Source organism: Stenotrophomonas sp. 63632_Sma (genome assembly GCF_056482875.1).
The window spans coordinates 3,574,439-3,599,748 of record NZ_CM151220.1 but is presented as its reverse complement, the minus strand read 5'-3'; the positions used below and the strand labels follow the sequence as shown (position 1 = coordinate 3,599,748).

Annotated in this window: 22 protein-coding genes; 18 read left to right on the top strand and 4 right to left on the bottom strand. The window is 67.2% G+C overall.

The genetic code is table 11. From position 1 onward, the window contains the following. Nucleotides 1–302: 302 nt before the first annotated feature. Entirely contained in the window at nt 303–2,000 is a 1,698-nt protein-coding gene (ybaL, locus tag ACZK45_RS16685) for a YbaL family putative K(+) efflux transporter (protein ID WP_180868515.1), read from the bottom strand. A 256-nt stretch (nt 2,001–2,256) separates the two neighbouring features. Then, the gene (locus ACZK45_RS16680; RefSeq protein WP_478444940.1) at nt 2,257–4,644 is read right to left on the bottom strand and encodes a TonB-dependent receptor plug domain-containing protein; all 2,388 of its coding nucleotides are present in this window, start codon (nt 4,642–4,644) and stop codon (nt 2,257–2,259) included. Between the two features lie 336 nt (nt 4,645–4,980). On the opposite strand from ACZK45_RS16680, the gene ACZK45_RS16675 reads away from it, so the two are divergent. Next, a complete protein-coding gene (locus ACZK45_RS16675; protein ID WP_346484967.1) occupies nt 4,981–6,846 on the top strand; it encodes an ABC-F family ATP-binding cassette domain-containing protein in 1,866 nt (621 codons plus the stop codon). Nucleotides 6,847–6,919: 73 nt separating this feature from the next. Here ACZK45_RS16675 and ampR read toward each other — a convergent pair whose 3' ends face one another. Further along, nucleotides 6,920–7,783: a LysR family transcriptional regulator AmpR gene (gene ampR, locus ACZK45_RS16670; protein ID WP_012511908.1), complete on the bottom strand. Its 864-nt coding sequence runs from the start codon at nt 7,781–7,783 to the stop codon at nt 6,920–6,922. A gap of 176 nt (nt 7,784–7,959) precedes the next feature. On the opposite strand from ampR, the gene blaL2 reads away from it, so the two are divergent. From blaL2 to ACZK45_RS16655, 3 genes are all read left to right on the top strand, one after another. Further along, nucleotides 7,960–8,871, top strand: a complete 912-nt coding sequence (blaL2, locus tag ACZK45_RS16665) for a L2 family extended-spectrum class A beta-lactamase (RefSeq protein WP_478444939.1) — start codon at nt 7,960–7,962, stop codon at nt 8,869–8,871. Between the two features lie 85 nt (nt 8,872–8,956). Then, nucleotides 8,957–10,171 (top strand): cation:proton antiporter, encoded by a 1,215-nt coding sequence (locus ACZK45_RS16660; RefSeq protein ID WP_032128538.1) that lies wholly within the window; start codon nt 8,957–8,959, stop codon nt 10,169–10,171. A gap of 55 nt (nt 10,172–10,226) precedes the next feature. Then, entirely contained in the window at nt 10,227–10,868 is a 642-nt protein-coding gene (locus ACZK45_RS16655) for a hypothetical protein (protein WP_049422905.1), read from the top strand. 133 nt (nt 10,869–11,001) lie between these two features. On the opposite strand, the gene ACZK45_RS16650 is transcribed toward ACZK45_RS16655, so the two are convergent. Beyond that, nucleotides 11,002–11,745, bottom strand: coding sequence for a DUF3011 domain-containing protein (locus ACZK45_RS16650; protein WP_032128536.1), 744 nt, complete (start codon nt 11,743–11,745; stop codon nt 11,002–11,004). A gap of 159 nt (nt 11,746–11,904) precedes the next feature. Between ACZK45_RS16650 and aspS the strand changes: the two genes are divergently transcribed. From aspS to tolB, 14 genes are all read left to right on the top strand, one after another. Then, complete coding sequence (gene aspS, locus ACZK45_RS16645) at nt 11,905–13,656, top strand: aspartate--tRNA ligase (RefSeq protein WP_010481582.1); 1,752 nt, start codon at nt 11,905–11,907, stop codon at nt 13,654–13,656. A 16-nt stretch (nt 13,657–13,672) separates the two neighbouring features. Continuing rightward, nucleotides 13,673–14,002, top strand: coding sequence for a DNA primase (locus tag ACZK45_RS16640; RefSeq protein ID WP_478444938.1), 330 nt, complete (start codon nt 13,673–13,675; stop codon nt 14,000–14,002). A gap of 31 nt (nt 14,003–14,033) precedes the next feature. Beyond that, the gene (locus tag ACZK45_RS16635; protein WP_478444937.1) at nt 14,034–14,555 is read left to right on the top strand and encodes an N-acetyltransferase family protein; all 522 of its coding nucleotides are present in this window, start codon (nt 14,034–14,036) and stop codon (nt 14,553–14,555) included. 75 nt (nt 14,556–14,630) lie between these two features. Next, nucleotides 14,631–15,263 carry an esterase/lipase family protein gene (locus ACZK45_RS16630; RefSeq protein ID WP_032128532.1) on the top strand — a complete coding sequence of 211 codons (633 nt, stop codon included), beginning with the start codon at nt 14,631–14,633 and terminating at the stop codon, nt 15,261–15,263. 179 nt (nt 15,264–15,442) lie between these two features. Then, on the top strand, nt 15,443–16,174 hold the full coding sequence (locus ACZK45_RS16625; protein ID WP_032128531.1) for a YebC/PmpR family DNA-binding transcriptional regulator: 732 nt from the start codon (nt 15,443–15,445) through the stop codon (nt 16,172–16,174). Nucleotides 16,175–16,279: 105 nt separating this feature from the next. After that, entirely contained in the window at nt 16,280–16,801 is a 522-nt protein-coding gene (gene ruvC / locus ACZK45_RS16620; protein ID WP_032128530.1) for a crossover junction endodeoxyribonuclease RuvC, read from the top strand. 13 nt (nt 16,802–16,814) lie between these two features. Next, nucleotides 16,815–17,408, top strand: coding sequence for a Holliday junction branch migration protein RuvA (gene ruvA, locus ACZK45_RS16615; protein ID WP_005410756.1), 594 nt, complete (start codon nt 16,815–16,817; stop codon nt 17,406–17,408). A gap of 48 nt (nt 17,409–17,456) precedes the next feature. Beyond that, nucleotides 17,457–19,376 (top strand): potassium transporter Kup, encoded by a 1,920-nt coding sequence (locus ACZK45_RS16610; protein ID WP_032128529.1) that lies wholly within the window; start codon nt 17,457–17,459, stop codon nt 19,374–19,376. Between the two features lie 533 nt (nt 19,377–19,909). Continuing rightward, on the top strand, nt 19,910–20,950 hold the full coding sequence (gene ruvB / locus ACZK45_RS16605; RefSeq protein WP_010481595.1) for a Holliday junction branch migration DNA helicase RuvB: 1,041 nt from the start codon (nt 19,910–19,912) through the stop codon (nt 20,948–20,950). Further along, nucleotides 20,940–21,371, top strand: a complete 432-nt coding sequence (ybgC, locus tag ACZK45_RS16600; RefSeq protein ID WP_071229045.1) for a tol-pal system-associated acyl-CoA thioesterase — start codon at nt 20,940–20,942, stop codon at nt 21,369–21,371. Before ruvB ends, ybgC begins: the two co-directional genes overlap by 11 nt. Nucleotides 21,372–21,381: 10 nt before the next feature. Next, complete coding sequence (gene tolQ / locus ACZK45_RS16595; RefSeq protein ID WP_006438802.1) at nt 21,382–22,161, top strand: protein TolQ; 780 nt, start codon at nt 21,382–21,384, stop codon at nt 22,159–22,161. A 24-nt stretch (nt 22,162–22,185) separates the two neighbouring features. Continuing rightward, entirely contained in the window at nt 22,186–22,614 is a 429-nt protein-coding gene (gene tolR / locus ACZK45_RS16590; RefSeq protein ID WP_049400778.1) for a protein TolR, read from the top strand. Continuing rightward, entirely contained in the window at nt 22,604–23,659 is a 1,056-nt protein-coding gene (gene tolA, locus ACZK45_RS16585) for a cell envelope integrity protein TolA (RefSeq protein ID WP_478444936.1), read from the top strand. Before tolR ends, tolA begins: the two co-directional genes overlap by 11 nt. Before the next feature lie 284 nt (nt 23,660–23,943). Next, entirely contained in the window at nt 23,944–25,263 is a 1,320-nt protein-coding gene (gene tolB, locus ACZK45_RS16580) for a Tol-Pal system beta propeller repeat protein TolB (RefSeq protein WP_014038220.1), read from the top strand. The last annotated feature ends 47 nt before the right edge of the window (nt 25,264–25,310 follow it).

The window sequence follows — 25,310 nt, the reverse complement described above, 5'->3', positions numbered from 1 at the left end:
GATCCAGATCCCCGGTCGATGCGGGTCGACCGGGGATTTTTTTGTTTCCGGGGTCAGATGCACCGCCGTGTCGACCAAGGTCGACACCTACCAACAGCCGCAGGAAATTGTCGAAGGCAGGGTGGGCCCGGTTGCAGGGGCGTGAGCGCCATGGATGGCGCGACCGAGCCTCCATGGACGGATTCACGGCGTCCCCTGCAACCGGACCCACCCTGCCATCCCACGGAATGCCAGCTTTTGCTTTTGTCGTTGCCGTTGCTTCAGCAGGTGCAGGGCTGCAAGCCCTGCCGCACCCACACTCCTCACACCACCGGAATACTGTGCTGTCCCAGCCCGCGATACGGCGGCGTGGCCATCACCATCTCGGCCAGCGAATAGGCCAGCTCGCGCTCTGCCATCACCGTGCCATCGGCACCGTGTTCCAGCAGATGCTTCACCTCCGCATCGCTGTGCGCACGCGCCAGCAGGGTCAGATCCGGATTGATCGCACGCAGCTTGGCCAGCGCCTCACCGGCTTCCAGCGGCTGAGGAATCGCCAGCACCGCAATCTTCGCGCGTTCCGGATGCGCTTCGGCCAGCACGCGGTCGGCAGCAGCACTACCACGGATCGCCGCCAGGCCCTTGGCGTGCGCCTGTTCGACGTGCTCCTTGTTGTCATCGATCACCAGCACCGGCACGCCGCGATCGCGCAACACCTGCGCCAGCTCGCTGCCGACCCGGCCGTAACCAATGACGATGGCATGGTCATGCAGGTCACGCGAGGGACCGGTGGCCTCTTCCGGCTCGGCGGCCTGGGGCGACTGCTCCTGCTTGGCCTGCCAACGGTCAAGCAGCCCGAACACCAGCGGGTTGAGCATGATCGACACCAGCGCACCGGCCAGCACCAGCGACTGGCCTTCCTTCGGCAGGATCTGCAGCGCGACGCCGAGGCCGGCGATGATGAAGGCGAACTCGCCGATCTGCGCCAGGCTGGCCGAGATGGTCAGCGCGGTGCTGGTCGGGTGGCCGAACGCACGCACGATGAAGAACGCGGCGGCCGACTTGCCGAACATGATGATCAGCACCGTGGCCAGCACCTGCCACGGGTGCTGCACGATGATGTTGGGGTCGAACAGCATGCCGACCGAGACGAAGAACAGCACCGCGAACGCATCGCGCAGCGGCAGCGAATCATGCGCGGCCTTGTGGCTCAGTTCTGATTCGTTGAGCAGCATGCCGGCGAAGAACGCGCCCAGCGCGAACGAGACGCCGAACAGCATCGCCGAGCCGAACGCCACGCCCAGCGCGATCGCCAGCACGGACAGGGTGAACAGCTCACGCGAACCGGTACCGGCGATGCGTTCCAGGATCCACGGGATGACCCGGCGCCCGACCACCAGCATCACCGCCACGAACAGGCCCAGCTGCACGAAGGTCCAGCCGATGTCGGCCAGCACGCTGCCCAGCGAGTGCGATTCCTTGGCCGCGTCGGGGCCGAACACGCCGGCCATCACCGGCATCATCACCAGTGCCAGCACGCAGGCCAGGTCTTCCACGATCAGCCAGCCGACCGCGATCTTGCCGCGCATGGTTTCCAGCAGGCGGCGTTCCTCCATCGCCCGCAGCAGTACCACGGTACTGGCGGTGGCCAGCGAGAAACCGAAGATGACGCCATGCAGGGCTGGCCAGCCCATCAGCGAGGCCACGCCCCAGCCGAGCAGGGTAGCGACCGCGATCTGGCCGATGGCACCGGGGATGGCGATGGCCTTGACCGCCATCAGGTCCTTCAGCGAGAAGTGCAGGCCGACGCCGAACATCAGCAGCATCACGCCCAGCTCGGCCAGCTGGTTGGCCAGCGCCTGGTCGGCGACGAAGCCGGGGGTGAACGGGCCTACGCAGATGCCAGCAACCAGGTAACCGACCAAGGGAGACAAGCGGAGCTTGTTGGCCAGCGCGCCGAAGATGAAGGCGAGCCCGAGGCCAACGGCAACGATGTTGATCAGGTCGGTGTCATGGTGCATCGGCACTCGCAGGAAATCGGGGGGATGCCCCGATTTTCACCTAATGCGCCAAATGCGGCAAACCCAGGGGCAAATCCCTTCCCGCAGCGAAGGCACCTGCCCCCTGGGTTTGCCGGAGCATTTCTCCTCTACCCCGCGCCTTCGGCGCGCCCCTTCAACAAGAAGGGGCTCTCCTCCAGATGCGGCGAGGGGATGCCGGCCAGCGGCCGGCACTACCAGAGCGGCGCTGGGTATGGCCCGGCGCTACCAATACCGCTTACCAGGTGTACTTGACCCGGCCGTATACGTACGCGCCGTTGAAGCCGAACGGCGAGTAGTTGCTGTACGGCAGCATGCCGAAGGTGGAGTTCTGCAGGTCTTCGGTGCGGTCCGGGTACTTGTCCAGCAGGTTGTCGGCGCCCACGGTCAGGGTCCAGTTGCTGCTCGGCTTGTAGCTGGCCGAGGCATCCACCACCCAGGCGTCGCCATAGGTCTGGTCGCGCAGTGCGGTGGCCGAGTTGCGCACGGTGAATTTGCCGTAGCGGGTCGCGGCCAGGCCCAGTTCCCAGCGGTCCGAACGCCAGGTGCCGCTCAGGATCGCCTTGTCGCGCGGATAGCTGTCCTCGATGCGGCCGATCTCATCGCGGCCGATCAGCGACTGGGTCAGGCCCAGCGTGCCGAACACTGCCGGGGTGCCGCCGACGCGGCGCACTTCGGTGTCGTTGTAGCTGTACGCGGCGGTCAGTTCCAGGCTGCTGGCGCTGAAGGGCACCGTGTAGCTGGACACGAAATCGACACCACGGGTGCGCGTATCCAGGCCGTTGGTGAAGTACGAGAACGCGGTCACCTGCGGCAGGCCCAGCGTGCCCAGCAGCGCGCTGGTGGCGGTGTTGGTGGTGATGCTGGACGACAATGCGATGCGGTCATCGATGTCGATCTGGTAGGCGTCGACGGTGATGTACAGGCGGTCGACCGGCTGCAGCACCAGGCCCAGGCTGTAGGAGGTGGAGGTCTCGGCCTTCAGCGGCGAGGCGCCCAGCGCCTGCGCAGCCGGGCTGGTGGTGGGGAAGGTGCCGCGCTCGACGAACACACCGTTGAGGAACTGGCTGGTGACCGCCTGGTAGCCCTGCTGCGCCAGCGACGGCGCACGGAAGCCGCTGGACGCGGTGGCCCGCAGCGCGACCTTGTCGGTGAACGCGTAGCGCGCCGACAGCTTGCCGGAGAAGCGGTCGCCGAAGTCCGAGTAATCCTCGTAGCGGCCGGTGATGCCGGCCGAGAACTTCTCGGTCAGGTCCGCTTCCAGGCCCGCATAGACCGCGTAGTTGTGGCGGTCGGCATGCACTTCATTGGTCGGGGTGAAGCCACCGAAGCCCTGCGCGCCGCTGCCGGTGTACGAGTTCAGCTCGCCCGGCTTCTGGTCCCACTTTTCCTTGCGGTACTCACCGCCGAAGGACAGCGTGACCGGGTAGGCCAGGCCCCAGTCCAGCGACTTGGTCAGGTCGGCATTGAAGATGTCCTGCTGGTACTTCAGCGTGCCGTCGTAGAACGAGCGCGGGCTGGTTGCGCCGAGGCTGTAGTTGATGCTGTTGCGGGTGTGGAAGTCGAGGGTGTTCTCGCCGTGGTTCAGGCTCAGGTCCCAGGTCCAGCCGTTGTCGGTGTTGCCCTTGACCCCGGCCACCAGCGAGCGGTCCTTGGAGTACTGGTTGATCTCCGGCACGAAGCCGTCCGGGTAGGTCTGCGCCAGCAGCGGGCTCTGCCCACTGTGGTTGCGCGAGCGGTAGAACGCGAACGAGGTGATGTCGCGGTTGCTGAGCAGCGCGCTGGCGTAGCCGGTCACGCGGTCACTGAAATCGAAACTGGCGTTGACCGAAGCCGCAGTCGCATCCACGCGCGGGTCGCCGACGATGAAGGTCTTCTGGCCGATGCTCGGGAAGTTGCCGGTGTTCGGGGTGGTGCCGCGGTACGGGCCGGCGCGGTTGCTTTCGTCCTGCTGGCTGATCTGGCCGGCCACGTGCACGCGGCCACGGCCGTTGCCGAACTCGACGCCGGTATCGCCGGAGAGCTGGTACTTGTTGCCGTCACCGGCCGAGTACTGGCCGTAGTCCACCGCCAGGCTGCCGCCACTGCCGCTGCCCTTGAGCACGATGTTGATGACGCCGGCGATGGCGTCCGAGCCGTACTGCGCCGACGCACCGTCGCGCAGCACTTCCACGCGCTCGATGGCGGCGATCGGGATCGCATTGATGTCCACCGCCGACGAACCACGGCCGATGCTGCCGTTGACGTTGATCATCGCCGAGGTGTGGCGGCGCTTGCCGTCGACCAGCACCAGCACCTGGTCCGGTGACAGGCCGCGCAGCTGCGCCGGGCGCACGCCGCTGGTGCCATCGGTCAGGGCAGGGCGCGGGAAGTTCAGCGAGGGCAGGGCGCGCGACAGTGCGGTGGCCAGCTCGCTGGTGCCGGTGGACTGCAGGGCTTCGGGGGTGATGATGTCGATCGGCGACTGCGATTCGGCCACCGTGCGGTCGGCCACGCGGGTGCCGGTGACGATCACCGTGTCCAGGGTGTTGGCGGCGGTGCCGGCCTGCTGGGCAGCGGCAACGAACGGAGAGCCACCGAGTGCGACAGCGACGGCGGCGGCGATCAGGCTGGTCTTGCGGGTCATCGGGACGGAGCTCCGGTTGGCGGGGGCGGCACCGGAATCGACATCACGGGGGTGAGGCGGACGGCGGTTGTTGCGGTGCGCAAAGCAGGAATTAACGGGATATTCAGTGCGTGTCAAATGCCGGTCATCGGAAAAAACGTTGCAGCAGCAACCATTTAGCCCGGATCGGCACTGGCGGGGGAGGGAGCCCGGGACGCGCGCGGCAAGGACGTGGGAGAGAGGAACGCCGGCCGCCGCGCATCCCGGGACGCGTCAAGTATTCGTTAACGCTAGAATTGCGTCGCAGGAACAGTGCTCACCAGCACATTCCATCTGGTTATATGGACGCCTCCCCCGATGATTTCCCTTCGTAATTTCGCCTTGCGCCGCGGCGAGCGGCTGCTGTTGTCCAATGTCGACCTGACCCTGCACGCCGGTTACCGGGTGGGTGTGGTCGGCCGCAACGGTGCTGGCAAGTCCAGCCTGTTCGCGGCGGTGAAGGGCGAGCTGGAGGCGGACAAGGGCGACGTCGATCTGCCCGGCAAGGTGCGCATCGCCAGCGTCGCCCAGGAAACCCCGTCGCTGCCCGACCCGGCGCTGAGCTTCGTGCTCGGCGGTGACATCGAGGTGGCCGCAGTGCTGGCCGCCGAGGCCGAGGCGACCGCCCGTGAAGACTGGGAAGCGGTGGCCGAGGCGCACACGAAGATGGCCGAGCTCAATGCCTACGACGCCGAAGCGCGCGCCGGCAAGCTGCTGCACGGCCTCGGTTTCCCGGCAGAGACCCACCACCGCGCGGTGTCCTCGTTCTCCGGCGGCTGGCGCGTGCGCCTGAACCTGGCCCGCGCGCTGATGATGCCCAGCGACCTGCTGCTGCTGGACGAACCGACCAACCACCTGGATCTGGACGCGGTGTACTGGCTGGAGCAGTGGCTGCTGAAGTATCCCGGCACCCTGCTGCTGATCTCGCATGACCGCGAGTTCCTCGACAACGTGGCCACCCACACCCTGCACCTGCACGGTGGCGGCGCCAAGCTCTATCCGGGCGGTTACACTGATTTCGAGCGCCAGCGCGCCGAACAGCTGCGCCAGCAGCAGATCGCGCACGAGAAGGAACAGGCCGAGCGTGCCCACCTGCAGAGCTTCATCGACCGCTTCAAGGCGCAGGCCAGCAAGGCCGCGCAGGCGCAGAGCCGCATGAAGCGCCTGGCCAAGCTGGCCGGCACCGAAGCGGTGCGTGCCGAGCGCGAGTTCCGCATCGAGTTCGCGCCGCCAGCCAAGCTGCCGTTCTCGCTGATCCGCCTGAACCACGTCGAGGCCGGCTACGGCAAGGACGCGGTGATCCTGCACAACGTCGGCTTCGGCCTGGAAGCGGGCCAGCGCATCGGCCTGCTCGGCCCCAACGGTGCCGGTAAGACCACGCTGGTGAAGACCCTGGTGGGTGAACTGGCACCGATCGTCGGCGAGCGCATGGCGCACCCGGACCTGAAGATCGGCTACTTCGCCCAGCACACGGTGGAGTCGCTGCACGAAGGCCAGTCGCCGATGGAGCATTTCCGCGAGATCGCGCCGGACGCACCGAACCAGTCGTTCCGCGATTTCCTTGGCAAGTGGAACTTCCCGGGCGACCGCGCGTTCGAGCCGGTCGATGGTTTCTCCGGCGGCGAGCGCGCGCGCCTGGCGCTGGCGCTGATCGCCTGGCAGCAGCCGAATGTGCTGCTGCTGGACGAACCGACCAACCACCTTGACCTGGAAATGCGCGAAGCGCTGGCCGAAGCACTGGCCACCTTCGAAGGCGCGATCGTGATGGTCTCGCATGACCGCCATCTGATCGGCTTGGTCTGCGATACCTACTGGCGCGTGGCCGATGGCGTGGTCGAGCCGTTCGACGGCGACCTCGACGCCTACGCGGCCTGGCTGCGCACCCGCCCGCAGGCGCAGGGCACCAAGGCGCGCATGGAACAGGTGGAAGAGCCGGTGGTGGTCAAGACCGCGCCGGTGGCTCAGGTGGTGCAGAAGAAGCCGGTGAACCCGCACAAGCTGGCCGCCGCCGAAGCCAAGGTGGCCGAACTGGAAAGCGCTCTGGCCGAGCTCGACCGCCAGCTGGCCGACCCGGCCAACTACGCCGATGCCACCCGCATGGCCGTGCTTGGCCGCGATCGCGAAACCGCCGCCGCGCAGCTGGAAAAAGCCGAAGCGACGTGGATGGAGCTGCTGGAGTCCTGATCACGCAAAAAAGGGGACGGAGGGGATTAAGTCGTTAGTGACACAAACGACTTAATCCCCTCCGTCCCCTTTTTCATCCCTGTGCCTGCAGCCATTCGCGGAACCGCTTCGCCGGCTCACGCTCGGCACGCGAGCGCAGTCGCGTGAGCCAGTAGCGCCCCAGCTCCAGCGTGGTGCTGAATGGCTGCAGCAGGCGACCCTCGGCCAGTTCCTGCTCGAACATGCGCAGCGGCAGCAGCGCCACGCCGGCACCACCCACCGCGGCCATCGCCACCGTCAACGACGAATCAAACACCGGCCCGCGGGCTTCCACGCCACTCACTCCTGCCGCCTGCAGCCAGCGCGGCCATTCGTCGCTGCGGTAGGAGCGCAGCAGGGGCAGGGTGCCCAGGTCGCGTGGCTGTTTGAGCCGCCGCGCCAATGCTGGTGCGCACAGCGGTGCAAACGGCGCGTCGAGGATCGCTGTGCAGGCCTGGCCCTGCCAGTCGCCATCACCGAAGCGGATCGCCAGGTCCAGGCCCTCGCCGGCCAGATCGATGCGGTTGTTGTGGGTCTGCAGTCGCAGCTCGATGTCCGGGTGCGCGGCCTCGAACGCAGCCAGCCGTGGCAGCAGCCAACCGGTGGCGAAGGTGCCGACCACGCCCAGCGTCAGTACTTCACGGGCCGGGCCACCGGTGTAGCGCGCGATGCTGGCCGAGATGCGCTCGAACGATTCGTTGAGCACCGGATACAGCGCCGCGCCCTCCTCGGTGAGCGCCACGCCGCGCGGCAGGCGATGGAACAGACGGATGCCGAGCCGGTCCTCCAGCCCGCGGATCTGGTGGCTCAGCGCGGCTTGGCTGACGCACAGCTCCAGCGCGGCACGGGTGAAGTTCTGGTGGCGTGCGGCCGCCTCGAAGGCACGCAGGGCGTTCAGCGGCAGGGTAGGGTGCAGCATCGGAGTAGTCGTGAGCCAGGATGATGGCTGATCCTACCTGCCTCGCGCCCAGTTCAGGAGAATTAAGGGGTTGATTGCGACAGCCATTAATCCAGCTAATGCCTCCCGCTGATTTTTCGCGCTGGTCGCCTGCGTGCGAGGCTTCAATAATCGAACGGTCCCCCAGGAGAACCCGCATGCTCGCCCGTCGCCGATTCCTGCAGTTCAGTGGTGCCGCCGTTGCTTCCTCGCTTGCCCTGCCGTTGCTGGCCCGTGCGGCGGGCAAAACCGCCGCCAGCGCACCGACCGATGCCGCCCTCACCGCCGCCACCGACTTCGCCGCACTGGAAAAGGCCTGTGCCGGCCGCCTCGGCGTGACCCTGCTTGATACCGCCAGCGGTCGCCGCATCGGTCATCGCCAGGACGAGCGTTTCCCGATGTGCAGCACGTTCAAGAGCGTGCTGGCCGCCACCGTGCTCAGTCAGGCCGAGCGCAGGCCCGCGTTGCTGGACACGCGCGTGCCGGTGCGCGATGCCGATCTGCTCTCGCACGCGCCGGTCACCCGCCGCCACGCCGGCAAGGACATGACCGTGCGCGATCTGTGCCGTGCCACGATCATCACCAGCGACAACACTGCCGCCAACCTGCTGTTCGGCGTGGTCGGTGGCCCGCCCGCGGTGACTGCGTTCCTGCGCGCGAGCGGTGATGCGGTGAGCCGCAGTGATCGCCTGGAGCCGGAGCTGAACAGCTTTGCCAAGGGCGATCCGCGCGACACCACCACGCCGGCGGCGATGGCTGCGACCCTGCAGCGCGTGGTGCTGGGCGAGGTGCTGCAGCCGGCGTCGCGGCAGCAGCTGGCCGATTGGTTGATCGACAACGAAACCGGCGACGCCTGCCTGCGCGCGGGCCTGGGCAAGCGCTGGCGCGTCGGTGACAAGACCGGCAGCAACGGCGAGGACGCGCGCAACGACATCGCCGTGTTGTGGCCGCTGGCCGGCGGCACGCCCTGGGTGCTGACCGCCTACCTGCAGGCGGGTGCGATCAGCTATGAACAACGTGCCACGGTGCTGGCGCAGGTAGGCCGCATCGCCGATCGGCTGATCGGTTGAGGTAACCGGGGTCATTCAGAAGTGGCTTGCCGGATCGGTTCGGCGCGCGCATCCTGCGCGCGTTCGAATCACACGGAAGTCCCCCATGAGCCATGAACTGATCTACCTGCTGCTGATCTTTGCGCTGCTGGTGATCCCGCGCGCGCTGCAGCGTTTCAGCCTGCCCGCGCCGCTGACCTGCCTGCTGTTCGGCATCATCGGCATGCTCTGGCTGGGCGACCAGGCGCACGACGCAGTGATCGGTCTGTTGGCCACACTGGGCATTTCCTCGCTGTTCCTGTTCGCCGGCCTGGAAGTGGATCTGCAGGCGCTGCGCCGTGGCATGTGGCCGCTGCTGGCGCATCTGGTGATCCGTACCGGCACGCTGTTCGGTGTGGGCTGGCTGGCCTGGCGTTACGCGGGGCTGCCGTGGCAGGCCGCCGGCCTGCTGGCGCTGGCGCTGCTGACCCCCTCCACCGGCTTCATCATGGATTCGCTGTCGCGGCTGGGCCTGAGCGAGGACGAGCGGTTCTGGGTGACCAGCAAGGCCATCGCTGGCGAACTGCTGGCGCTGGCGGCGTTGTTCATCGTGCTGCAGGCGGGCGATCCGGGGCACATGGCGCTGTCCAGCCTGGCGCTGCTGGCGATGATGGTCGGCCTGCCGCTGCTGTTCATCGCGCTGGGCCGCTGGGTGGCGCCGCACGCGCCGGGCTCGGAGTTCTCGCTGCTGGTGATGGTCGGCATGGTGGCGGCCTACATCACCTACCTGCTGGGCGTGTACTACCTGGTCGGTGCGTTCATTGCCGGCCTGGTCGCGCGCCTGCTGCACCAGCGCATGCCGCTGCTGGCCTCGCATGAGAACCTGCACGCGCTGCGCCTGTTCGCTTCGTTCTTCGTGCCGTTCTATTTCTTCAATGCCGGCACCAAGGTGCCCAGCGAAGCACTGAGCTTTGAGGCGCTGGGGCTGGGCATCGTGATCACCCTGGTGGTGCTGCCGCTGCGCATCGGCGTGGTCTGGCTGCAGCGCCGGGTGATGTTCGGCGAGAGCTTCCGCAGCAGCCTGCGGGTCTCGCTGGCGTTGGCCCCGACGCTGATTTTCACCCTGGTGCTGGCGGCGATCATGCGCGAGCGTTTCCAGATTCCGGCGGTGCTGTTCGGCGCGCTGCTGCTGTATGCCGCACTGACCACGCTGTTGCCGTCGCTGGTGTTCCGCACGCCGTTCGATGTCGATCCGGTTGAACAGGAACCTGCGGGTGAAGGCGAAGCCGCGCCGGTGGCGGCCACCGAAACGCTGCCAGCGGCATCTGCAGTCGATCGCTGAGCGGATGCTGCGCGTGCGGTTTGCGCACTTCGGCCATGGCCGTTAGGGTTGGGGCATGAAACTGCCTGCCGTTGTCACCGCTTCCGCCCTCCTGCTCAGCCTTGCTGCGTGTTCGCAGCGCTCCGATACGGTCGCCCATGATCTGGCGACCGCACCGGCCGATGCCTTCATGGCCGCCATCGCCGCGCATTGCGGCCAGGCTTACGCCGGCAAGGTGGTGGAGGACACGCCGGCACCAACCGGCAAGGATCCGTTCGCCGGGCAGCGCCTGGTCATGCATGTGCGCGGCTGTGCCGATCCGGCGCACGAGCTGCGCATCCCGTTCCATGTCGGCGATGACCACTCGCGGACCTGGGTGCTGACCCGTACGGAAACCGGCCTGCGCCTGAAGCACGACCATCGCCACGAAGACGGCAGCCCCGACGCGATCACCCTCTACGGTGGCGACAGCACGCCGCCGGGCACCGCCGAGCGCCAGCAGTTCCCCGCCGACGCCGATTCGGTGGCGATGTTCCGCCGCGCCGACATGCTGGCCTCCACGCACAACACCTGGGCGATGGAGATTGATCCCGACCAGACCTTTGTCTACGAGCTGACCCGCCCGGAGGGCCGCCGCTTCCGCGTGCAGTTCGACCTGAGCAAGCCGGTTGCCCTGCCGCCTGCACCGTGGGGCGACGATAAAGCGTCCGCCCCGTGATCCCAGGGTCGGATCCCTCCTGCGGAGGGCCTCGACCCCAGAAAGGCCCTCAGTAGATCCACGCCATGCGTGGATGCGGGATACCGGACCGGGGTCAGAGTCCTGGCCGTCGGCCAGGGATCCGACCGTGTACTTACCGCGTACCGAAACGCGCGCGGCAGCCGTTGCTCACCCACACCTGGCCACGTGAGTAGCCCCAGCTGCGGCCTTCCTGGCAGGCACTGCCGGACAGCTGCTGCTGCAGCACCGGGCGGCCCTGACGCTCATCCCAGTCGCAGGTCTGCGAGCGGTTGTTGTTGCTGCTGCAGGTAACCGAGTAATTGCTGTTGCCGCCGCCCCAGCCACCGCCACCACCGCCCCAGCCGCGGGCTTCGGCGAATTCGGCACGGCAGCCGCCACTGACCCAGACCGCGCCGTTGCGCACGCCCCAGGTACGCCCTTCGTTGCAGGGGCTGCCGGACAGCTGGCGGACCAGGCGGGCATTGCGCCAGCCGACCGGGCAGCTGCGCTCGCGGTTGTTCTGGCTCTCGCAGCGGATGGTCTCGCCGGGCCGGCCGTTGTTGCCGCCCCAGCCACCGCCATTGCCGCCGCCCCAGCCGCCGCGGGCCTCGACGAATTCGGCGCGGCAACCGTTGGTGACCCAGATGCTGCCGTTACGGCTGCCCCAGGTGCGTCCTTCATCGCAGTCCGAGCCGGACAGCTGGCGCACCAGCTGCGCATTGCGCCAGCCGGTGTTGCAGACCCGTTCGCGGTTGTTCTGGCTTTCGCAGCGGACCACGCCGCTCTGCGCATGCGCGGAAGGGGCGGGCAGGGCAAGGGTGCCCGCGGCACCCAGGCTGAGGGTTACGGCCAGGCTGGCCAGGGACAGCGGTTTCATGGCGGCATCCCATACGGTGGCAGGTGCCCGACTATAGGGAGGGGGGCGATCAAGCCGGTGTGACTGGCCGGATTTGCCCCGGCCGGGGCCTCGGCCGCAGAATACGAGGCTTTCCGGCCCCCATCCGGTGCCGGCGTTCTCCAGCGGAGCTTCCCCCCCATGCGTACCCACTTCTGCGGCCTGGTCGATGAGACCCTGATTGGCCAGACTGTCACCCTCGCCGGCTGGACCGACGTGGCCCGTAACCAGGGCGGCGTCTGCTTCATCGATCTTCGAGATCATGAAGGCATCGTGCAGGTGACCGTGGAAGTCGACAACGCCGACGTGTTCGCCGTGGCCGCGTCGCTGGGCTACGAGGACGTGCTGCAGGTGGAAGGCGTGGTGCGTGCCCGCCACGCGGTGAACGACAAGATGCGCACCGGCAAGGTGGAAGTGATCGCCACCGCCATCACCGTGCTGAACAAGGCCGCGCCGTTGCCGTTCCACGCCCACGAGAATCCGGGCGAGGAAACCCGCCTGAAGTACCGCTACCTGGACCTGCGCCGCCCGGAAATGCAGCGCATGCAGCGCACCCGCATCAAGCTGGTGCAGGCCCTGCGCCGCCATCTGGACGAAAAGGGCTTCCAGGACATCGAGACCCCGATCCTGACCAAGGCCACCCCGGAAGGCGCGCGCGACTTCCTGGTGCCGGCGCGCATGCACCCGGGCGAGTTCTACGCCCTGCCGCAGAGCCCGCAGCTGTTCAAGCAGATCCTGATGGTGGCCGGCTTCGACCGCTACTACCAGATCGCGCGCTGCTTCCGCGACGAGGCCCTGCGTGCCGACCGCCAGCTGGAATTCACCCAGCTGGACATGGAATTCGCCTTCGTCCGCGAGCGCGACGTGCAGGATTTCGTCGAGGACATGATCCGCGCCATCTTCAAGGAAGTGGTCGACGTCCAGCTGGATGCCAGCTTCCCGCGCATGACCTGGGCCGAGGCAATGCGTCGTTACGGCTCGGACAAGCCGGACCTGCGCATCGCGCTGGAGCTGGTCGACGTGGCCGAGCTGGTCAAGGACAGCGAGTTCGCCGTGTTCACCGGCCCGGCCAATGACGCCGAAGGCCGCGTCGCCGCGCTGCGCATCCCGGGCGGTGCAGCGCTCAGCCGCAAGCAGATCGACGAATACGCAGCGCATGCCGCCAAGTACGGCGCCAAGGGCCTGGCCTACATCAAGATCGCCGACAACGGCGAAGTCAGCTCGCCGATCCAGAAGTTCTTCAGCGAGGAATCCTTCGCCGCGCTGGTCGCCCATGTCGGCGCCGGTAACGGTGACATCGTGTTCTTCGGCGCCGGTGGCTACAACAAGGTCTCCGACTTCATGGGCGCGCTGCGCCTGAAGGCCGGCAAGGACTTCGGCCTGGTCGCCGACGGCTGGGCACCGCTGTGGGTCACCGACTTCCCGATGTTCGAGTGGGACGAGGAAGAACAGCGCTACGTTGCCCTGCATCACCCCTTCACCGCACCGGCTGTGGACGACATCGCCGACCTGCGCGCCAATGCCCGTACCGCCGTTTCGCGCGGCTACGACATGGTGCTCAATGGCAATGAAATCGGCGGCGGTTCGATCCGTATCCATCGTCCGGACATGCAGAGCGCGGTGTTCGAACTGCTCGGCATCGGCGCCGAGGAAGCCCGCGCCAAGTTCGGCTTCCTGCTCGACGCGCTGAACTACGGCGCGCCGCCGCACGGTGGCATCGCCTTCGGCATCGACCGCATCGCCGCGCTGATGGCCGGCACCGAGTCGATCCGCGACGTCATCCCGTTCCCGAAGACCACCGGTGCACAGGATCTGATGACCGACGCGCCGTCGCCGATCGTCGACGCGCAGCTGGCCGAAGTGCACATCCAGGTTCGCCCCAAGACCAACTGATCAGGAGATCCAGGCAATGACCGAGTTTGCGTTTTCGCTGGAGTGGGAAAAGCTGGGCAATGAAGGCTCCGAGGCCACCCTGGTCACCGAGCGTGCGCGCGTGTTCGGTGGTTGGCTGGTTCGCGTCGGAACCAACCCGGCGGCGATGGCCCTGACCTTCGTCGCCGACGGCGAAGGCCGTTGGGACGGTGAAGACTTCGGCGTCGAGGATTACGAGGACGACGAAGAGGAAGAGTACGACGAGGACGAGGAAGGCGAAGAAGAGGACGAGGACGAGGACGAAGAGGAGTACGAGGAAGAGGACGAGGAAGAAGAAGCGGAATCGGAATCGCCTGAAAAGGCTTGACCCGCGCTTCGCCCTGACGTCAACTTCCTGCATGTATTCGATCCGCCGCGCCACCGTGGACGACGCGCCGACCCTGTCGGCGCTGGCTGCCCGCACGTTCACCGAAACCTTCGGCCATCTGTATCCGCCGCAGGACCTGCAGGCCTTCCTCGAGGAGGCCTACACGGGCGAGCGCCAGCGCGTGATCCTGGCCCACCCCGATTACGCGGTGTGGCTGTTGGAGCTGGACGGGGAGGCGGTCGGCCATGCCGCCGCCGGCCCCTGTGGCCTGCCGCACCCGGACGTGAAGCCCGGTGACGGCGAACTCAAGCGCCTGTACCTGATCAAGACGCAGCAGAGCTGCGGCTGGGGCAGCCGCCTGCTGGAAACCGCGCTGGCCTGGCTGGAACACGAAGGCCCGCGCACGCTGTGGCTGGGCGTGTGGTCGGAGAACTTCGGCGCACAGCGTTTCTACGCCCGCGATGGATTCGAGAAGGCCGGCGAGTACCTGTTCCCGGTCGGTGATACCCAGGACCTCGAGTTCATCCTGCGCCGCGCACCGCGCGCGACCTGACGTTCACCGCCGCTTGCTGCGCGCGCGTGTTCAATCACCGTACGTTTCCGCCCCGCTGACCGCCAGGCTGTTTGCATGACTCCCCCCGTATTGCTGCTGCATGGCATCTGGAATGCCCGTGCCTGGGTCGGGCCGCTGGCCTGGCGCCTGCGCGCGCGTGGTTTCCAGGTGCACGCGTTCGGTTACTCATCGGTGTTCGGTGGCCCCGACGTGGCCGTGCCACAGCTGCTGGAGCGGCTGGCCGATGCCGGCCCGTTGTCGCTGGTCGGCCACAGCCTGGGGGGATTGCTGGCGCTGGAGGCCTTGCGCCGCCAGCCGCAGCTGGACGTGCAGCGCGTGGTCTGCCTGGGCTCGCCGCTGCGCGGCAGTGGCACTGCGCGTTCGCTGTCCGAGCACGGCTGGGGCCTGGCGTTGGGGCGCAGCAGCGATCTGCTGCTCGATGGCCTGCCGGACTGGCAGGGCAGGGCCGAGGTTGGCCTGATCGCCGGTTCGGTGCCGCACGGGCTGGGCAGCCTGCTGGGCGCCATCGACGATGCCTCCGACGGTACCGTGGCCCTGGCCGAGACACGCCTGCCGGGCCTGGCCGACCATTGCGTGGTGCGTACCAGCCACAGTGGCCTGGTGGTATCGCCCGATGCCGCGCGGCAGACCGCGCATTTCCTGCGCCACGGCCAGTTCGATCACAGCCGCGACGCCGCCGCTGCGTAAGGCGGTTCGCCGGGCAGGGCGGTGCACTCTCGGTAGCGCCGGGCCATGCCAGGCGGCAGTAGATCCACGCCATGCGTGGATGGCGCCTTCCCGATATCCCTTCGGCCCTAGACACGGTTGCCGCCCCCGATCAGGTAGAATCCGCGCCTTGATCCTGAAGCAGCCAGACGGTAGCACCCATGGGTAGAGGCCCCTCCATCGAAGCCCGCAAGAACGCGTCCGACGCGAAGCGCGGCAAGATTTTCACCAAGATCATCCGCGAGATCGGCGTTGCCGCGCGCGGCGGTGGAGGCGACCCCAACAACAATCCGCGCCTGCGCGTGGCCGTGGACAAGGGCCTGGCCGTGAACATGTCCAAGGACGTGATCGAGCGCGCCATCAAGAAGGCTACCGGTGAACTGGAAGGCGTCGATTACGAGGAAATCCGCTACGAGGGCTACGCCCCGGGTGGCGTGGCGGTGATCGTCGACTGCCTGACCGACAACCGCGTGCGCACGGTGGCCGATGTCCGCCATGCGTTCAGCAAGTGCGGCGGCAACATGGGCACCGAAGGCTCGGTGGCCTTCATGTTCAAGCGCCTGGGCGTGCTCAGCTTCGCCCCGGGAGCCGACGAGGAAGCCATCACCGAAGCGGCCATCGAGGCCGGCGCCGATGACATCGTGGTCTACCCGGACGACGGCTCGATCGACGTGGTCACCAGCCCTGACGCGTTCAACGCGGTCAAGGATGCGATGGCCGCCGCTGGCCATGTCGCCGACCACGCCGAAATCACCTTCCGCGCGGACAACGACATCAAGGTCGAGGGCGAGGTTGCCCTGCAGGTCAAGAAGCTGCTGGACATGCTTGAAGACCTGGACGACGTGCAGGACGTGTACTCCAACGCCGAACTCGGCGCCGACGCCTACGCCTGAGCCGTCCTCGACGGCCTGGGCGCGGGCCGTTGAACGGTCACCGCGGACAGTCATGAGCCCATACGCCTGCCAGCGCCTCCCGTTCCGCCCCGCCAGGAGTGCAGCATGACCCGCATCCTCGGCATCGACCCCGGTTCGCAGCGGACCGGGGTCGGCATCATCGATGTCGACGCCACCGGCCGCGTCAGCCACGTGCACCACCAGCCGCTGGTGCTGCTCGGCGCCGACGATTTCCCGCAGCGCATGAAGCTGCTGGTGCTGGGCCTGGCTGACCTGTGCCGCGAGTACCAGCCGCAGGAAGTGGCCATCGAACGCGTGTTCATGGCCCGCAACCCCGATTCGGCGCTGAAGCTGGGCCAGGCCCGTGGCGCGGCCATTTCCGCCGTGGTGCTGCGTGACCTGCCGGTGCACGAATACGCCGCCAGCGAGATCAAGCTGGCGGTGGTCGGGCGCGGTGGCGCCGAAAAGCAACAGGTTCAACACATGGTCGGGCTCATGCTCAACCTGAAAACCAAGCTGCAGGCCGACGCGGCCGACGCGTTGGCAGTGGCGATCACCCATGCCCACGTAAGGGCAACGGCCAACCGCCTGGGGCTCAGTGCCCGCCAGGCGTGGGGCCGCAAATGAGGAGCTGCACGCAATGATCGGTCGACTGCGCGGCATCGTCGCCTACAAGGCGCCGCCGTGGCTGGTGGTGGACGTGAACGGAGTGGGCTACGAGCTGGAGGCGCCGATGAGCACCTTCTACGACCTGCCCGAGCTCGGCCGCGAGGTCACCCTGTACACCCATTACTCGCAGAAGGAAGACAGCGTCTCGCTGTACGGCTTCCTGCGCGAAGGTGAGCGGCGCCTGTTCCGCGACGTGCAGAAGGTCAGCGGCATCGGCGCGAAGATCGCGCTGGCGGTGCTGTCCGGCGTCACCGTCGAGGAGTTCGCGCGCATGGTCCAGGCCGGTGACATCACCGCGCTGACCCGCATTCCGGGCATCGGCAAGAAGACCGCCGAGCGCATGGTGCTGGAGCTGCGTGACCGCGCGGCGCAGTTCGGTGCCGGCGGCGCGCTGCCCACCGGCAGCGGCCCGGCCCCGGCCGACCCGCTCTCCGATGCCACCGTGGCCCTGCAGCAGCTGGGCTACAAGCCGGCCGAAGCGGCGCGCATGGCTCGCGATGCCTTCAACGAAGGTGACGAAGTGGCCACCGTGATCCGCAAGGCGCTGCAGTCGGCACTGCGCTGACCCGCCTTCCTTTCCCCAACCCACCGCCTGAGCTTCGCCAGGAGTCCCATGTCCAGCAGTCAAACCCCGCACGCGGCCGCCCCAGGCGGTCATGGTCACGCCCCTCCAGCCGGAGGCCTGGCGCTGATCATCGGTGCGATCGGCGTGGTCTTCGGCGATATCGGTACCAGCCCGCTGTACACCCTGAAGGAGGCGTTCTCGCCGCACTACGGGCTCAACAGTGACCACGACACCGTGCTGGGCGTGCTGTCGCTGGCGTTCTGGGCGTTGAACATCGTGGTCACGCTGAAGTACGTGACCATCATCATGCGCGCCGACAACGACGGCGAGGGCGGCATCATGGCGCTGATGGCGCTGACCCAGCGCACGCTGCGCAACGGGTCGCGCTCGGCCTATGTGGTCGGCATCCTCGGCATCTTCGGTGCCTCGCTGTTCTTCGGCGATGGCGTGATCACCCCCGCGATATCGGTGCTGGGTGCGGTGGAAGGCCTGGAAGTTGCCGCGCCAGGACTGCACGCCTTCATCGTTCCGATCACCGTGGTGGTACTGCTGGCCGTGTTCGCGGTACAGCGCTTCGGCACCGCGAAGATCGGCAAGCTGTTCGGGCCGATCACCTCGATCTGGTTCATTTCGCTGGCGGCGATCGGCATCTACAACATCGTCGATGCACCGGAAGTGCTGAAGGCGTTCAACCCGTGGTGGGCAATCCGCTTCTTCATGGAGCATGGCTGGCACAGCATCTTCATCCTCGGTGCGGTGGTGCTGGCAGTGACCGGCGGTGAGGCGCTGTACGCCGACATGGGCCACTTCGGTGCCAAGCCGATCCGCCACGCCTGGTACTTCTTCGTGCTGCCGTGCCTGGTGCTGAACTACCTGGGGCAGGGTGCGCTGGTGCTCAACCACCCCGAGGCGGTGAAAAATCCGTTCTTCGAAGCGGTGCCGTCGTGGGCGCTGTATCCGATGATCATCCTGGCCACCATGGCCGCGGTGATTGCCTCGCAGTCGGTCATCACCGGCGCGTTCTCGGTCTCGCGCCAGGCCATGCAGCTGGGCTACATCCCGCGCATGCGGATCAAGCACACCTCGCACGACACCATCGGCCAGATCTACATCCCGGGAATCAACTGGGGTATCGCGGTGATGGTGATCGGCCTGGTGCTGGCCTTCCGCAGCTCGTCCAACCTGGCGGTGGCCTACGGCATCTCGGTGTCGGCCACCATGCTGATCGACACCCTGCTGCTGGCCCTGGTGGCGCGCTCGCTGTGGCCGAAGGCGCGCAAGTGGATCCTGCCGCTGTGCGTGGTGTTCTTCGTCATCGACCTCGGCTTCGTCATCGCCAACGGCGCCAAGCTGCTGCAGGGCGCCTGGTTCCCGGTGGTGCTGGGCATCTTCCTGTTCACCATGATGCGCACCTGGCGCCGTGGCCGCGAGCTGCTGCGCGATGAGATCCGCAAGGACGGCATCCGCCTGGATACCTTCCTGCCAGGCCTGATGCTGGCGCCGCCGGTACGCGTGCCGGGCACCGCGGTATTCCTCACCGCCGACCCGACCGTGGCTCCGCATGCGCTGATGCACAACCTCAAGCACAACAAGGTGCTGCACGAGCGCAACGTGTTCCTGCACGTGGAAACCCTGCCCATTCCCTATGCGATGGAAGGGCAGCGGCTGAAGATCGAATCGGTGGGCGACGAGTTCTACCGCGTCTACGTGCGCTTCGGCTTCATGGAGACCCCGGACGTACCGCTGGCGCTGATGCGCTCGTGCGACCACGGCGGCATCTACTTCGACCCGATGGACACCACCTTCTTCGCCAGCCGCGAAACCATCGTCGCCACCGCCAACCGTGGCATGCCGATCTGGCGCGACAAGCTGTTCGCGCTGATGCACAGGAACGCCGCTCCTGCCACGGGCTTCTTCCGGATTCCGGGCAACAGATTGGTGGAACTGGGCGCGCAGGTGGAGATTTAATCTCCACCTGCGCTACGTCCCACGATCTGCTGCGCAAACCGTGGGTCCCGCGCGCATTCCACCTTATCCCCGCGCCTGTCGGCGCGCCCCCTTGAAACGCAGGCGCCTTGGGCGCCGGCGTTCCGCGCATTCCACCTTAACCCCCCGCCTGTCGGCGCGCCCCCTTGAACAACAAGGGGGCTCCACTTGCGGAGATGCCGCGCGCTTGAAGCTTGGCCCACTCTGCTCTCCAGTTTCCTCCACGCCTGGATCTACCGTGCCGACCAACGGTCGGCACCCACTAAAGCAGAACGCCGTTCCGACAGGCCGCAGGAAACTGTCGAAGGCGGGGTGGGTCCGCTTGCGGGGGCGTGAGCCGCATGGATGCGGCGACCGAGCTTACATGGACGTACTTGCAGCGTCCCCCGCAAGCGGACCCACCCCGCCATTCCCCAGGAACTCAGCTTTGGCTGTTGCTCCGGCCGTTGTAGTTGCTTCTGCGGGTGCCGGGCGCAGCCCGGCCGAAACCCGCGCTTTTGCCGCATAATCAGCACATGACCGACGACCGCATCATCGGCGCCGGCGCCACCCGCGAGGATGACGCCGCCGACGCCAGCATCCGCCCCAAGCGCCTTGCCGACTACCTCGGCCAGGTGCCGGTGCGCGAGCAGATGGAGATCTACATCCAGGCGGCCAAGGGGCGCGGCGACGCGCTCGACCACGTGCTGATCTTCGGGCCGCCCGGCCTGGGCAAGACCACCCTCAGCCATGTCATCGCCAACGAACTGGGCGTGGCCCTGCGGGTCACCTCCGGCCCGGTGATCGAGAAGGCCGGCGACCTCGCCGCGCTGCTGACCAACCTGCAGCCGCACGATGTGCTGTTCATCGACGAGATCCATCGCCTGTCGCCGGTGGTGGAGGAAGTGCTGTACCCGGCGATGGAAGATTTCCAGATCGACATCATGATCGGCGAGGGCCCCGCCGCCCGCTCGATCAAGATCGACCTGCCGCCGTTCACCCTGATCGGTGCCACCACCCGTGCTGGCCTTCTGACCGCGCCGTTGCGCGACCGCTTCGGCATCGTCCAGCGCCTGGAGTTCTACAGTGTCGAGGAGCTGACCCGGATCGTGCGCCGCTCGGCAGCCATCCTGGCCATCGACTGCACCGCCGATGGCGCCGGCGAGATCGCACGCCGCGCCCGTGGCACCCCGCGTATCGCCAACCGCCTGCTGCGCCGCGTGCGCGACTATGCGCAGGTGAAGGCCGGCGGCCACATCGACGAGGCCGTGGCCCAGGCCGCGATGAAGATGCTCAAGGTCGACCCGGAGGGCTTCGACGAGCTTGACCGGCGCCTGCTCAAGACCATGGTCGACTACTTCGACGGCGGCCCGGTCGGCATCGAATCGCTGGCGGCGGCGCTGTCTGAAGAGCGCGGCACGCTGGAAGACGTGGTCGAGCCGTACCTGATCCAGCAGGGCTTCCTGGTGCGCACCGCGCGTGGCCGCATGGCCACCCACAAGGCCTACCGGCACATGGGCCTGAAGCCGAAGAACCCGCCGCAGGACCTGTTCGCGGAGGTTCCCGATGTCGGTTGAGCCCCGATTCAGTTGGCCGACACGCATTTACTGGGAAGATACCGACGCAGGTGGCGTGGTCTACCACGCCCGCTACGTGGCCTTCATGGAACGGGCCCGGACCGAATGGATGCGTGCGCTGGGCTACGGCCAGGAGCGCATGCGCGCCGAGCACGGGATGGTCTTTGCGGTGCGCTCGATGCAGATGGATTTCATCAAGCCGGCACGGCTGGATGACACCCTGCAGGTGAGTGCCCGTCTGGTCCAGCTGAAGAAGGCCAGCATGGTCTTCGACCAGCAGATCCTGCGCGACGGCGAGCTGCTGCTGTCGGCGCAGGTCCGCATCGCCGCACTGGAAGCGGCCAGTTTCCGCCCGCGTGGCATGGACGAGGCCGTCCTTGCCGTGCTGCAACCCCACCTCCACCCCGAATCCGAACACTGAGGAACAACGGATGATCGCAACGCTCCTGGCCCTGCAGGCCACGGTCACCGAGGCACTGCCGGCCGATGTCAGCAACGCCGCGACACAGACCCTTGCCCAGGCCACCACCGGCGGCGGCATCAACTACCTCGAACTGATGGCCAAGGCCAGCCTGCCGGTGAAGATCATCGTGCTGCTGCTGCTGGTCGGCTCGTTCGTCAGCTGGGTGATCATTTTCCGCAAGGCCCGCGTGTTCAAGCAGGCCACCCGCGAAGCCGACGAGTTCGAGAACCGCTTCTGGTCCGGTGCGGACCTGGGCAAGCTGTACAGCTCGGCCACCGACCGCAGCCGCAATGTCGGCGGCCTGGAAGCCATCTTCGAAGCCGGCTTCCGCGAGTACACCCGCCTGCGCGACAAGCGCCGCCTGGACGGTCGGGCCCAGCTGGAAGGCGCACAGCGTGCCATGCGCACCACTTACACCCGCGAAGTGGACCAGCTTGAGCGCAACCTGGAACTGCTGGCCAACATCGGCTCGACCGCGCCTTACGTGGGCCTGGTCGGTACCGTGTTCGGCATCATGGTGACCATGCACGACATGATCAGCAGCGGTGCGCAGGCCGGCATCGCCGCCGTCGCGCCGGGCATCTCCGAGGCACTGTTCGCCACCGCCATCGGCCTGTTCGTGGCGATCCCGGCGGTGTGGGCCTACAACCGCTTCACCACGCGCGTGGAGCGCATGTCGGTGCGGTTCGAGACCTTCGCCGAAGAGTTCAGCTCCATCCTGCAGCGCCAGAGCGCTGGCGACGAGTAAGCGCCTGACCCGGGAGTCCAAGCCATGTCCGCTGCCATCGGTCGCCGCAAGCGCCGCAAGCTGAAATCGGAAATCAACGTCGTTCCCTACATCGACGTCATGCTGGTGCTGCTGATCATCTTCATGGTCACCGCACCGCTGCTCACCCTGAGCTTCGACGTCGACCTGCCGCAGTCCAACGCCAAGGCGCTGGAGAGCAAGCAGGATCCGGTGATCGTCTCGGTGCGCCAGGACGGCCAGCTCAGCCTGAAGCTGCCCGACGCCAAGGACCCGACCGCCGTGTCGGCCGAGGAACTGGAAGGCCGTCTGGCCGGCATCGCCGCCCAGGACAAGGGCGTGCGCGTGATCGTCGCCGCCGACCGCGCCGTGGCCTATGAAAAGGTCATTGCTGCAATGGATGTGATCAAGCGCGCCAAGGTAGACAAGGTAGGCCTGGCCACCGATGCACGCTGACGCCCTGCCACCCCCGCATCAGCGCGAACCCGGCTGGGGCCTGCCCCTGGCGCTGGCGTTGCTGGTGCACCTGCTGGTCGCGCTGGTGTTCATCGTGGCCTGGTTCTGGTCGCCCGAGCGCAACACCGATGCCGCCGCCGGCGACCCCTCGGTCGAGGCCAGCCTGGCGCTGTCCGCGTCCGAGGCCTCCGCCGCACGCCAGGCCCTGCGCCAGTCGGAAAAGCTGGAAGACCTGCCGCCGCCGGTGGCCGAGCCGATCCCGGTGCCTGAAGACACCATCCCGCCGCCGCAGCCGATTCCCGAACCGCGCCCGCAGGACGCCCCCACGCCGCAGCAGCAACAGGCGCAGGAGCGTGTCGCGCAGCCGGACACCAAGGACCAGGAAGCGGTGAGCGCGCTGGCCATCTCGCAGGAGAAGGCCAAGCAGGAACAGGAAGCCAAGCGCCGCCAGGAACAGATCGACCTGACCGAACGCAAGCGCCAGGAAGAAGCGGAACAGAAGCTGCGCCTGGCCAGGCAGCAGGAAGCGGACGAAAAGAAGAAGCAGGCCGAGCAGGAGCGCGTGGCGGCTGACAAGGCCGAGGCCGAGAAGCAGAAGAAGATCGCCGAGATCCGTGCCCGCCGCGAGCAGGCCGAGAAGGAAGCCAAGCTGGCCGAGCAGAAGCTGCGCCAGGTCGCCGCCGCGCGCAATGCCGCCGGCAGTGCGGCCGCCGGTGCCAGCGGTGCCTCCCAGCCGGCCGCCGGTGGCGGTGGCAACAGCGATGATCTTTCGGCCAAGTACGCGGCCGCGATCCAGGCCAAGGTGCTGTCGCAGTGGGTGCGCCCGGATACGGTGCCGCTCGGCCAGCGTTGCCAGATCACCATCACCCAGATTCCGGGGGGCACGGTGATGCAGGCCAAGGTCAGCCCGAACTGCCCGTACGACGAGGCCGGCAAGCGTTCGATCGAGGCCGCCGTGCTCAACGCGCAGCCGCTGCCGTACCGCGGCTTCGAGTCTGTGTTCGCACGCACGCTCAACTTCACCTTTACTGCCCAGGATCGCTGAGGCGGGCAGGGCAAGGTGGCTCTCGGGTCACCTGCGCCCACGGATGTCGCGCTTGCCTCTGGCGGGCCCGGTTTCAGCCGGGCAGGCTGGGGGCTGCTGTGGAATACCACCCTGCGGGGCGGTGTGGCCGGGGCAGGCGGTGCGATGTTAGCCACGACGTTAACGGTGCGTGAGAGGACGGGCTGGAACTGACCCGGAATTCACGTACCCTTGGTTCATGATTGCGAAGCGGTTCACTCCCGCTTTGTTATCCCTCGTTCCGGTTTCCCCCTATTGAGCGCTCCATGAAAAAGATGCCTCGCTGGCTTGCCGTGTTTGCGGCCCTGTTGCTGCCCTTTGCTGCCGTCGCGCAGCAGAAGGGGCTGGATATCGACATCATCGGCGGCAATGCCTCCGCGCTGCCGATCACCATCGTGCCGATGCCCTACCAGGGTTCGTCGGCTGCACCGCAGACCGACGTCGCCGGCGTGGTCCGCGCCGACCTCGAGCGTTCGGGCCAGTTCCGCACGCTGCCGGAAGCACAGATCGTCGAAAAGCCCGTGCGGGGCGGCGACATCCAGTTCGCCACCTGGCGCGCGCTGAAGCAGAACTACATCGTGGTCGGCCGCGTGCTCGACGCCGGTGCCGGCGCCTACCGTGTCGAGTACGAACTGTTCGACGTACCGAAGGGCGAGCGCCTGCTGGGCCTGGCGATGACCGCCCGTGGCAACGCCATGCGTGACGTCGCCCACCAGATGGCCGACGCCATCTACGAGAAGATCACCGGTGTCCGTGGCGCCTTCTGGACCCGCATCGCCTACGTGACCGCCAGCGGCAAGGGCGACGCCATGCGCTACGCGCTGATGGTGGCCGACTCCGATGGCTACAACCCGCAGACCATCGTGCGTTCGGCCGAGCCGCTGCTGTCGCCGTCGTGGAGCCCGGATGGCAGCAAGCTGGCCTACGTCAGCTTCGAGCGTGGCAATTCGGCCATCTACATCCAGAACATCGGCACCGGTGCGCGTGAGCTGGTCACCAGCTTCCGCGGCATCAACAGCGCCCCGGCGTTCTCGCCGGACGGCCGCAAGCTGGCCCTGACCCTGTCGCGTTCGGGTAACCCGGAAATCTACGTGATGGACCTGGGCAGCAAGCAGCTGACCCAGCTGACCAACCACTTCGCCATCGATACCGAGCCGACCTGGGCACCGGACGGCAGCGCGGTGTACTTCACCTCCGACCGCGGCGGCCGTCCGCAGGTCTACAAGGTCGGTGCGGGCGGCGGCAGCGCCGAGCGCGTGACCTTCCAGGGCAACTACAATGCCAAGCCCTCGGTGTCCTACGATGGCAAGAAGATCGCCGTCGCCCAGGGCTCGGGCAACAGCTACAAGATCGCGATGATGGACAGCTCGCTGGGTTCGCCCCGCTGGAGCACGCTGTCCCCGGGTTCGCTGGATGAATCTCCGAGCTTTGCGCCCAACGCAAGCATGGTGTTGTACGCCGCCCGCGAGGGTGGCCGTGGTGTGCTGTACGCCGTTTCTGCCGATGCGCGCGTGCGCCAGCGGTTGGTTCTGGCTGACGGAGATGTGCGCGAACCGGCATGGTCCCCATACCGTACCCAGCGCTAAAAGAGTGTTAATATTTTCGCTGTCTTGAACCCCTCATCGGCCTAGGA

Coding starts and splice junctions, on each gene's coding strand:
- ybaL (WP_180868515.1), bottom strand. CDS start 2,000: ATGCACCATGACACCGACCTGATCAACATCGTTGCCGTTGGCCTCGGG.
- ACZK45_RS16680 (WP_478444940.1), bottom strand. CDS start 4,644: ATGACCCGCAAGACCAGCCTGATCGCCGCCGCCGTCGCTGTCGCACTC.
- ACZK45_RS16675 (WP_346484967.1), top strand. CDS start 4,981: ATGATTTCCCTTCGTAATTTCGCCTTGCGCCGCGGCGAGCGGCTGCTG.
- ampR (WP_012511908.1), bottom strand. CDS start 7,783: ATGCTGCACCCTACCCTGCCGCTGAACGCCCTGCGTGCCTTCGAGGCG.
- blaL2 (WP_478444939.1), top strand. CDS start 7,960: ATGCTCGCCCGTCGCCGATTCCTGCAGTTCAGTGGTGCCGCCGTTGCT.
- ACZK45_RS16660 (WP_032128538.1), top strand. CDS start 8,957: ATGAGCCATGAACTGATCTACCTGCTGCTGATCTTTGCGCTGCTGGTG.
- ACZK45_RS16655 (WP_049422905.1), top strand. CDS start 10,227: ATGAAACTGCCTGCCGTTGTCACCGCTTCCGCCCTCCTGCTCAGCCTT.
- ACZK45_RS16650 (WP_032128536.1), bottom strand. CDS start 11,745: ATGAAACCGCTGTCCCTGGCCAGCCTGGCCGTAACCCTCAGCCTGGGT.
- aspS (WP_010481582.1), top strand. CDS start 11,905: ATGCGTACCCACTTCTGCGGCCTGGTCGATGAGACCCTGATTGGCCAG.
- ACZK45_RS16640 (WP_478444938.1), top strand. CDS start 13,673: ATGACCGAGTTTGCGTTTTCGCTGGAGTGGGAAAAGCTGGGCAATGAA.
- ACZK45_RS16635 (WP_478444937.1), top strand. CDS start 14,034: ATGTATTCGATCCGCCGCGCCACCGTGGACGACGCGCCGACCCTGTCG.
- ACZK45_RS16630 (WP_032128532.1), top strand. CDS start 14,631: ATGACTCCCCCCGTATTGCTGCTGCATGGCATCTGGAATGCCCGTGCC.
- ACZK45_RS16625 (WP_032128531.1), top strand. CDS start 15,443: ATGGGTAGAGGCCCCTCCATCGAAGCCCGCAAGAACGCGTCCGACGCG.
- ruvC (WP_032128530.1), top strand. CDS start 16,280: ATGACCCGCATCCTCGGCATCGACCCCGGTTCGCAGCGGACCGGGGTC.
- ruvA (WP_005410756.1), top strand. CDS start 16,815: ATGATCGGTCGACTGCGCGGCATCGTCGCCTACAAGGCGCCGCCGTGG.
- ACZK45_RS16610 (WP_032128529.1), top strand. CDS start 17,457: ATGTCCAGCAGTCAAACCCCGCACGCGGCCGCCCCAGGCGGTCATGGT.
- ruvB (WP_010481595.1), top strand. CDS start 19,910: ATGACCGACGACCGCATCATCGGCGCCGGCGCCACCCGCGAGGATGAC.
- ybgC (WP_071229045.1), top strand. CDS start 20,940: ATGTCGGTTGAGCCCCGATTCAGTTGGCCGACACGCATTTACTGGGAA.
- tolQ (WP_006438802.1), top strand. CDS start 21,382: ATGATCGCAACGCTCCTGGCCCTGCAGGCCACGGTCACCGAGGCACTG.
- tolR (WP_049400778.1), top strand. CDS start 22,186: ATGTCCGCTGCCATCGGTCGCCGCAAGCGCCGCAAGCTGAAATCGGAA.
- tolA (WP_478444936.1), top strand. CDS start 22,604: ATGCACGCTGACGCCCTGCCACCCCCGCATCAGCGCGAACCCGGCTGG.
- tolB (WP_014038220.1), top strand. CDS start 23,944: ATGAAAAAGATGCCTCGCTGGCTTGCCGTGTTTGCGGCCCTGTTGCTG.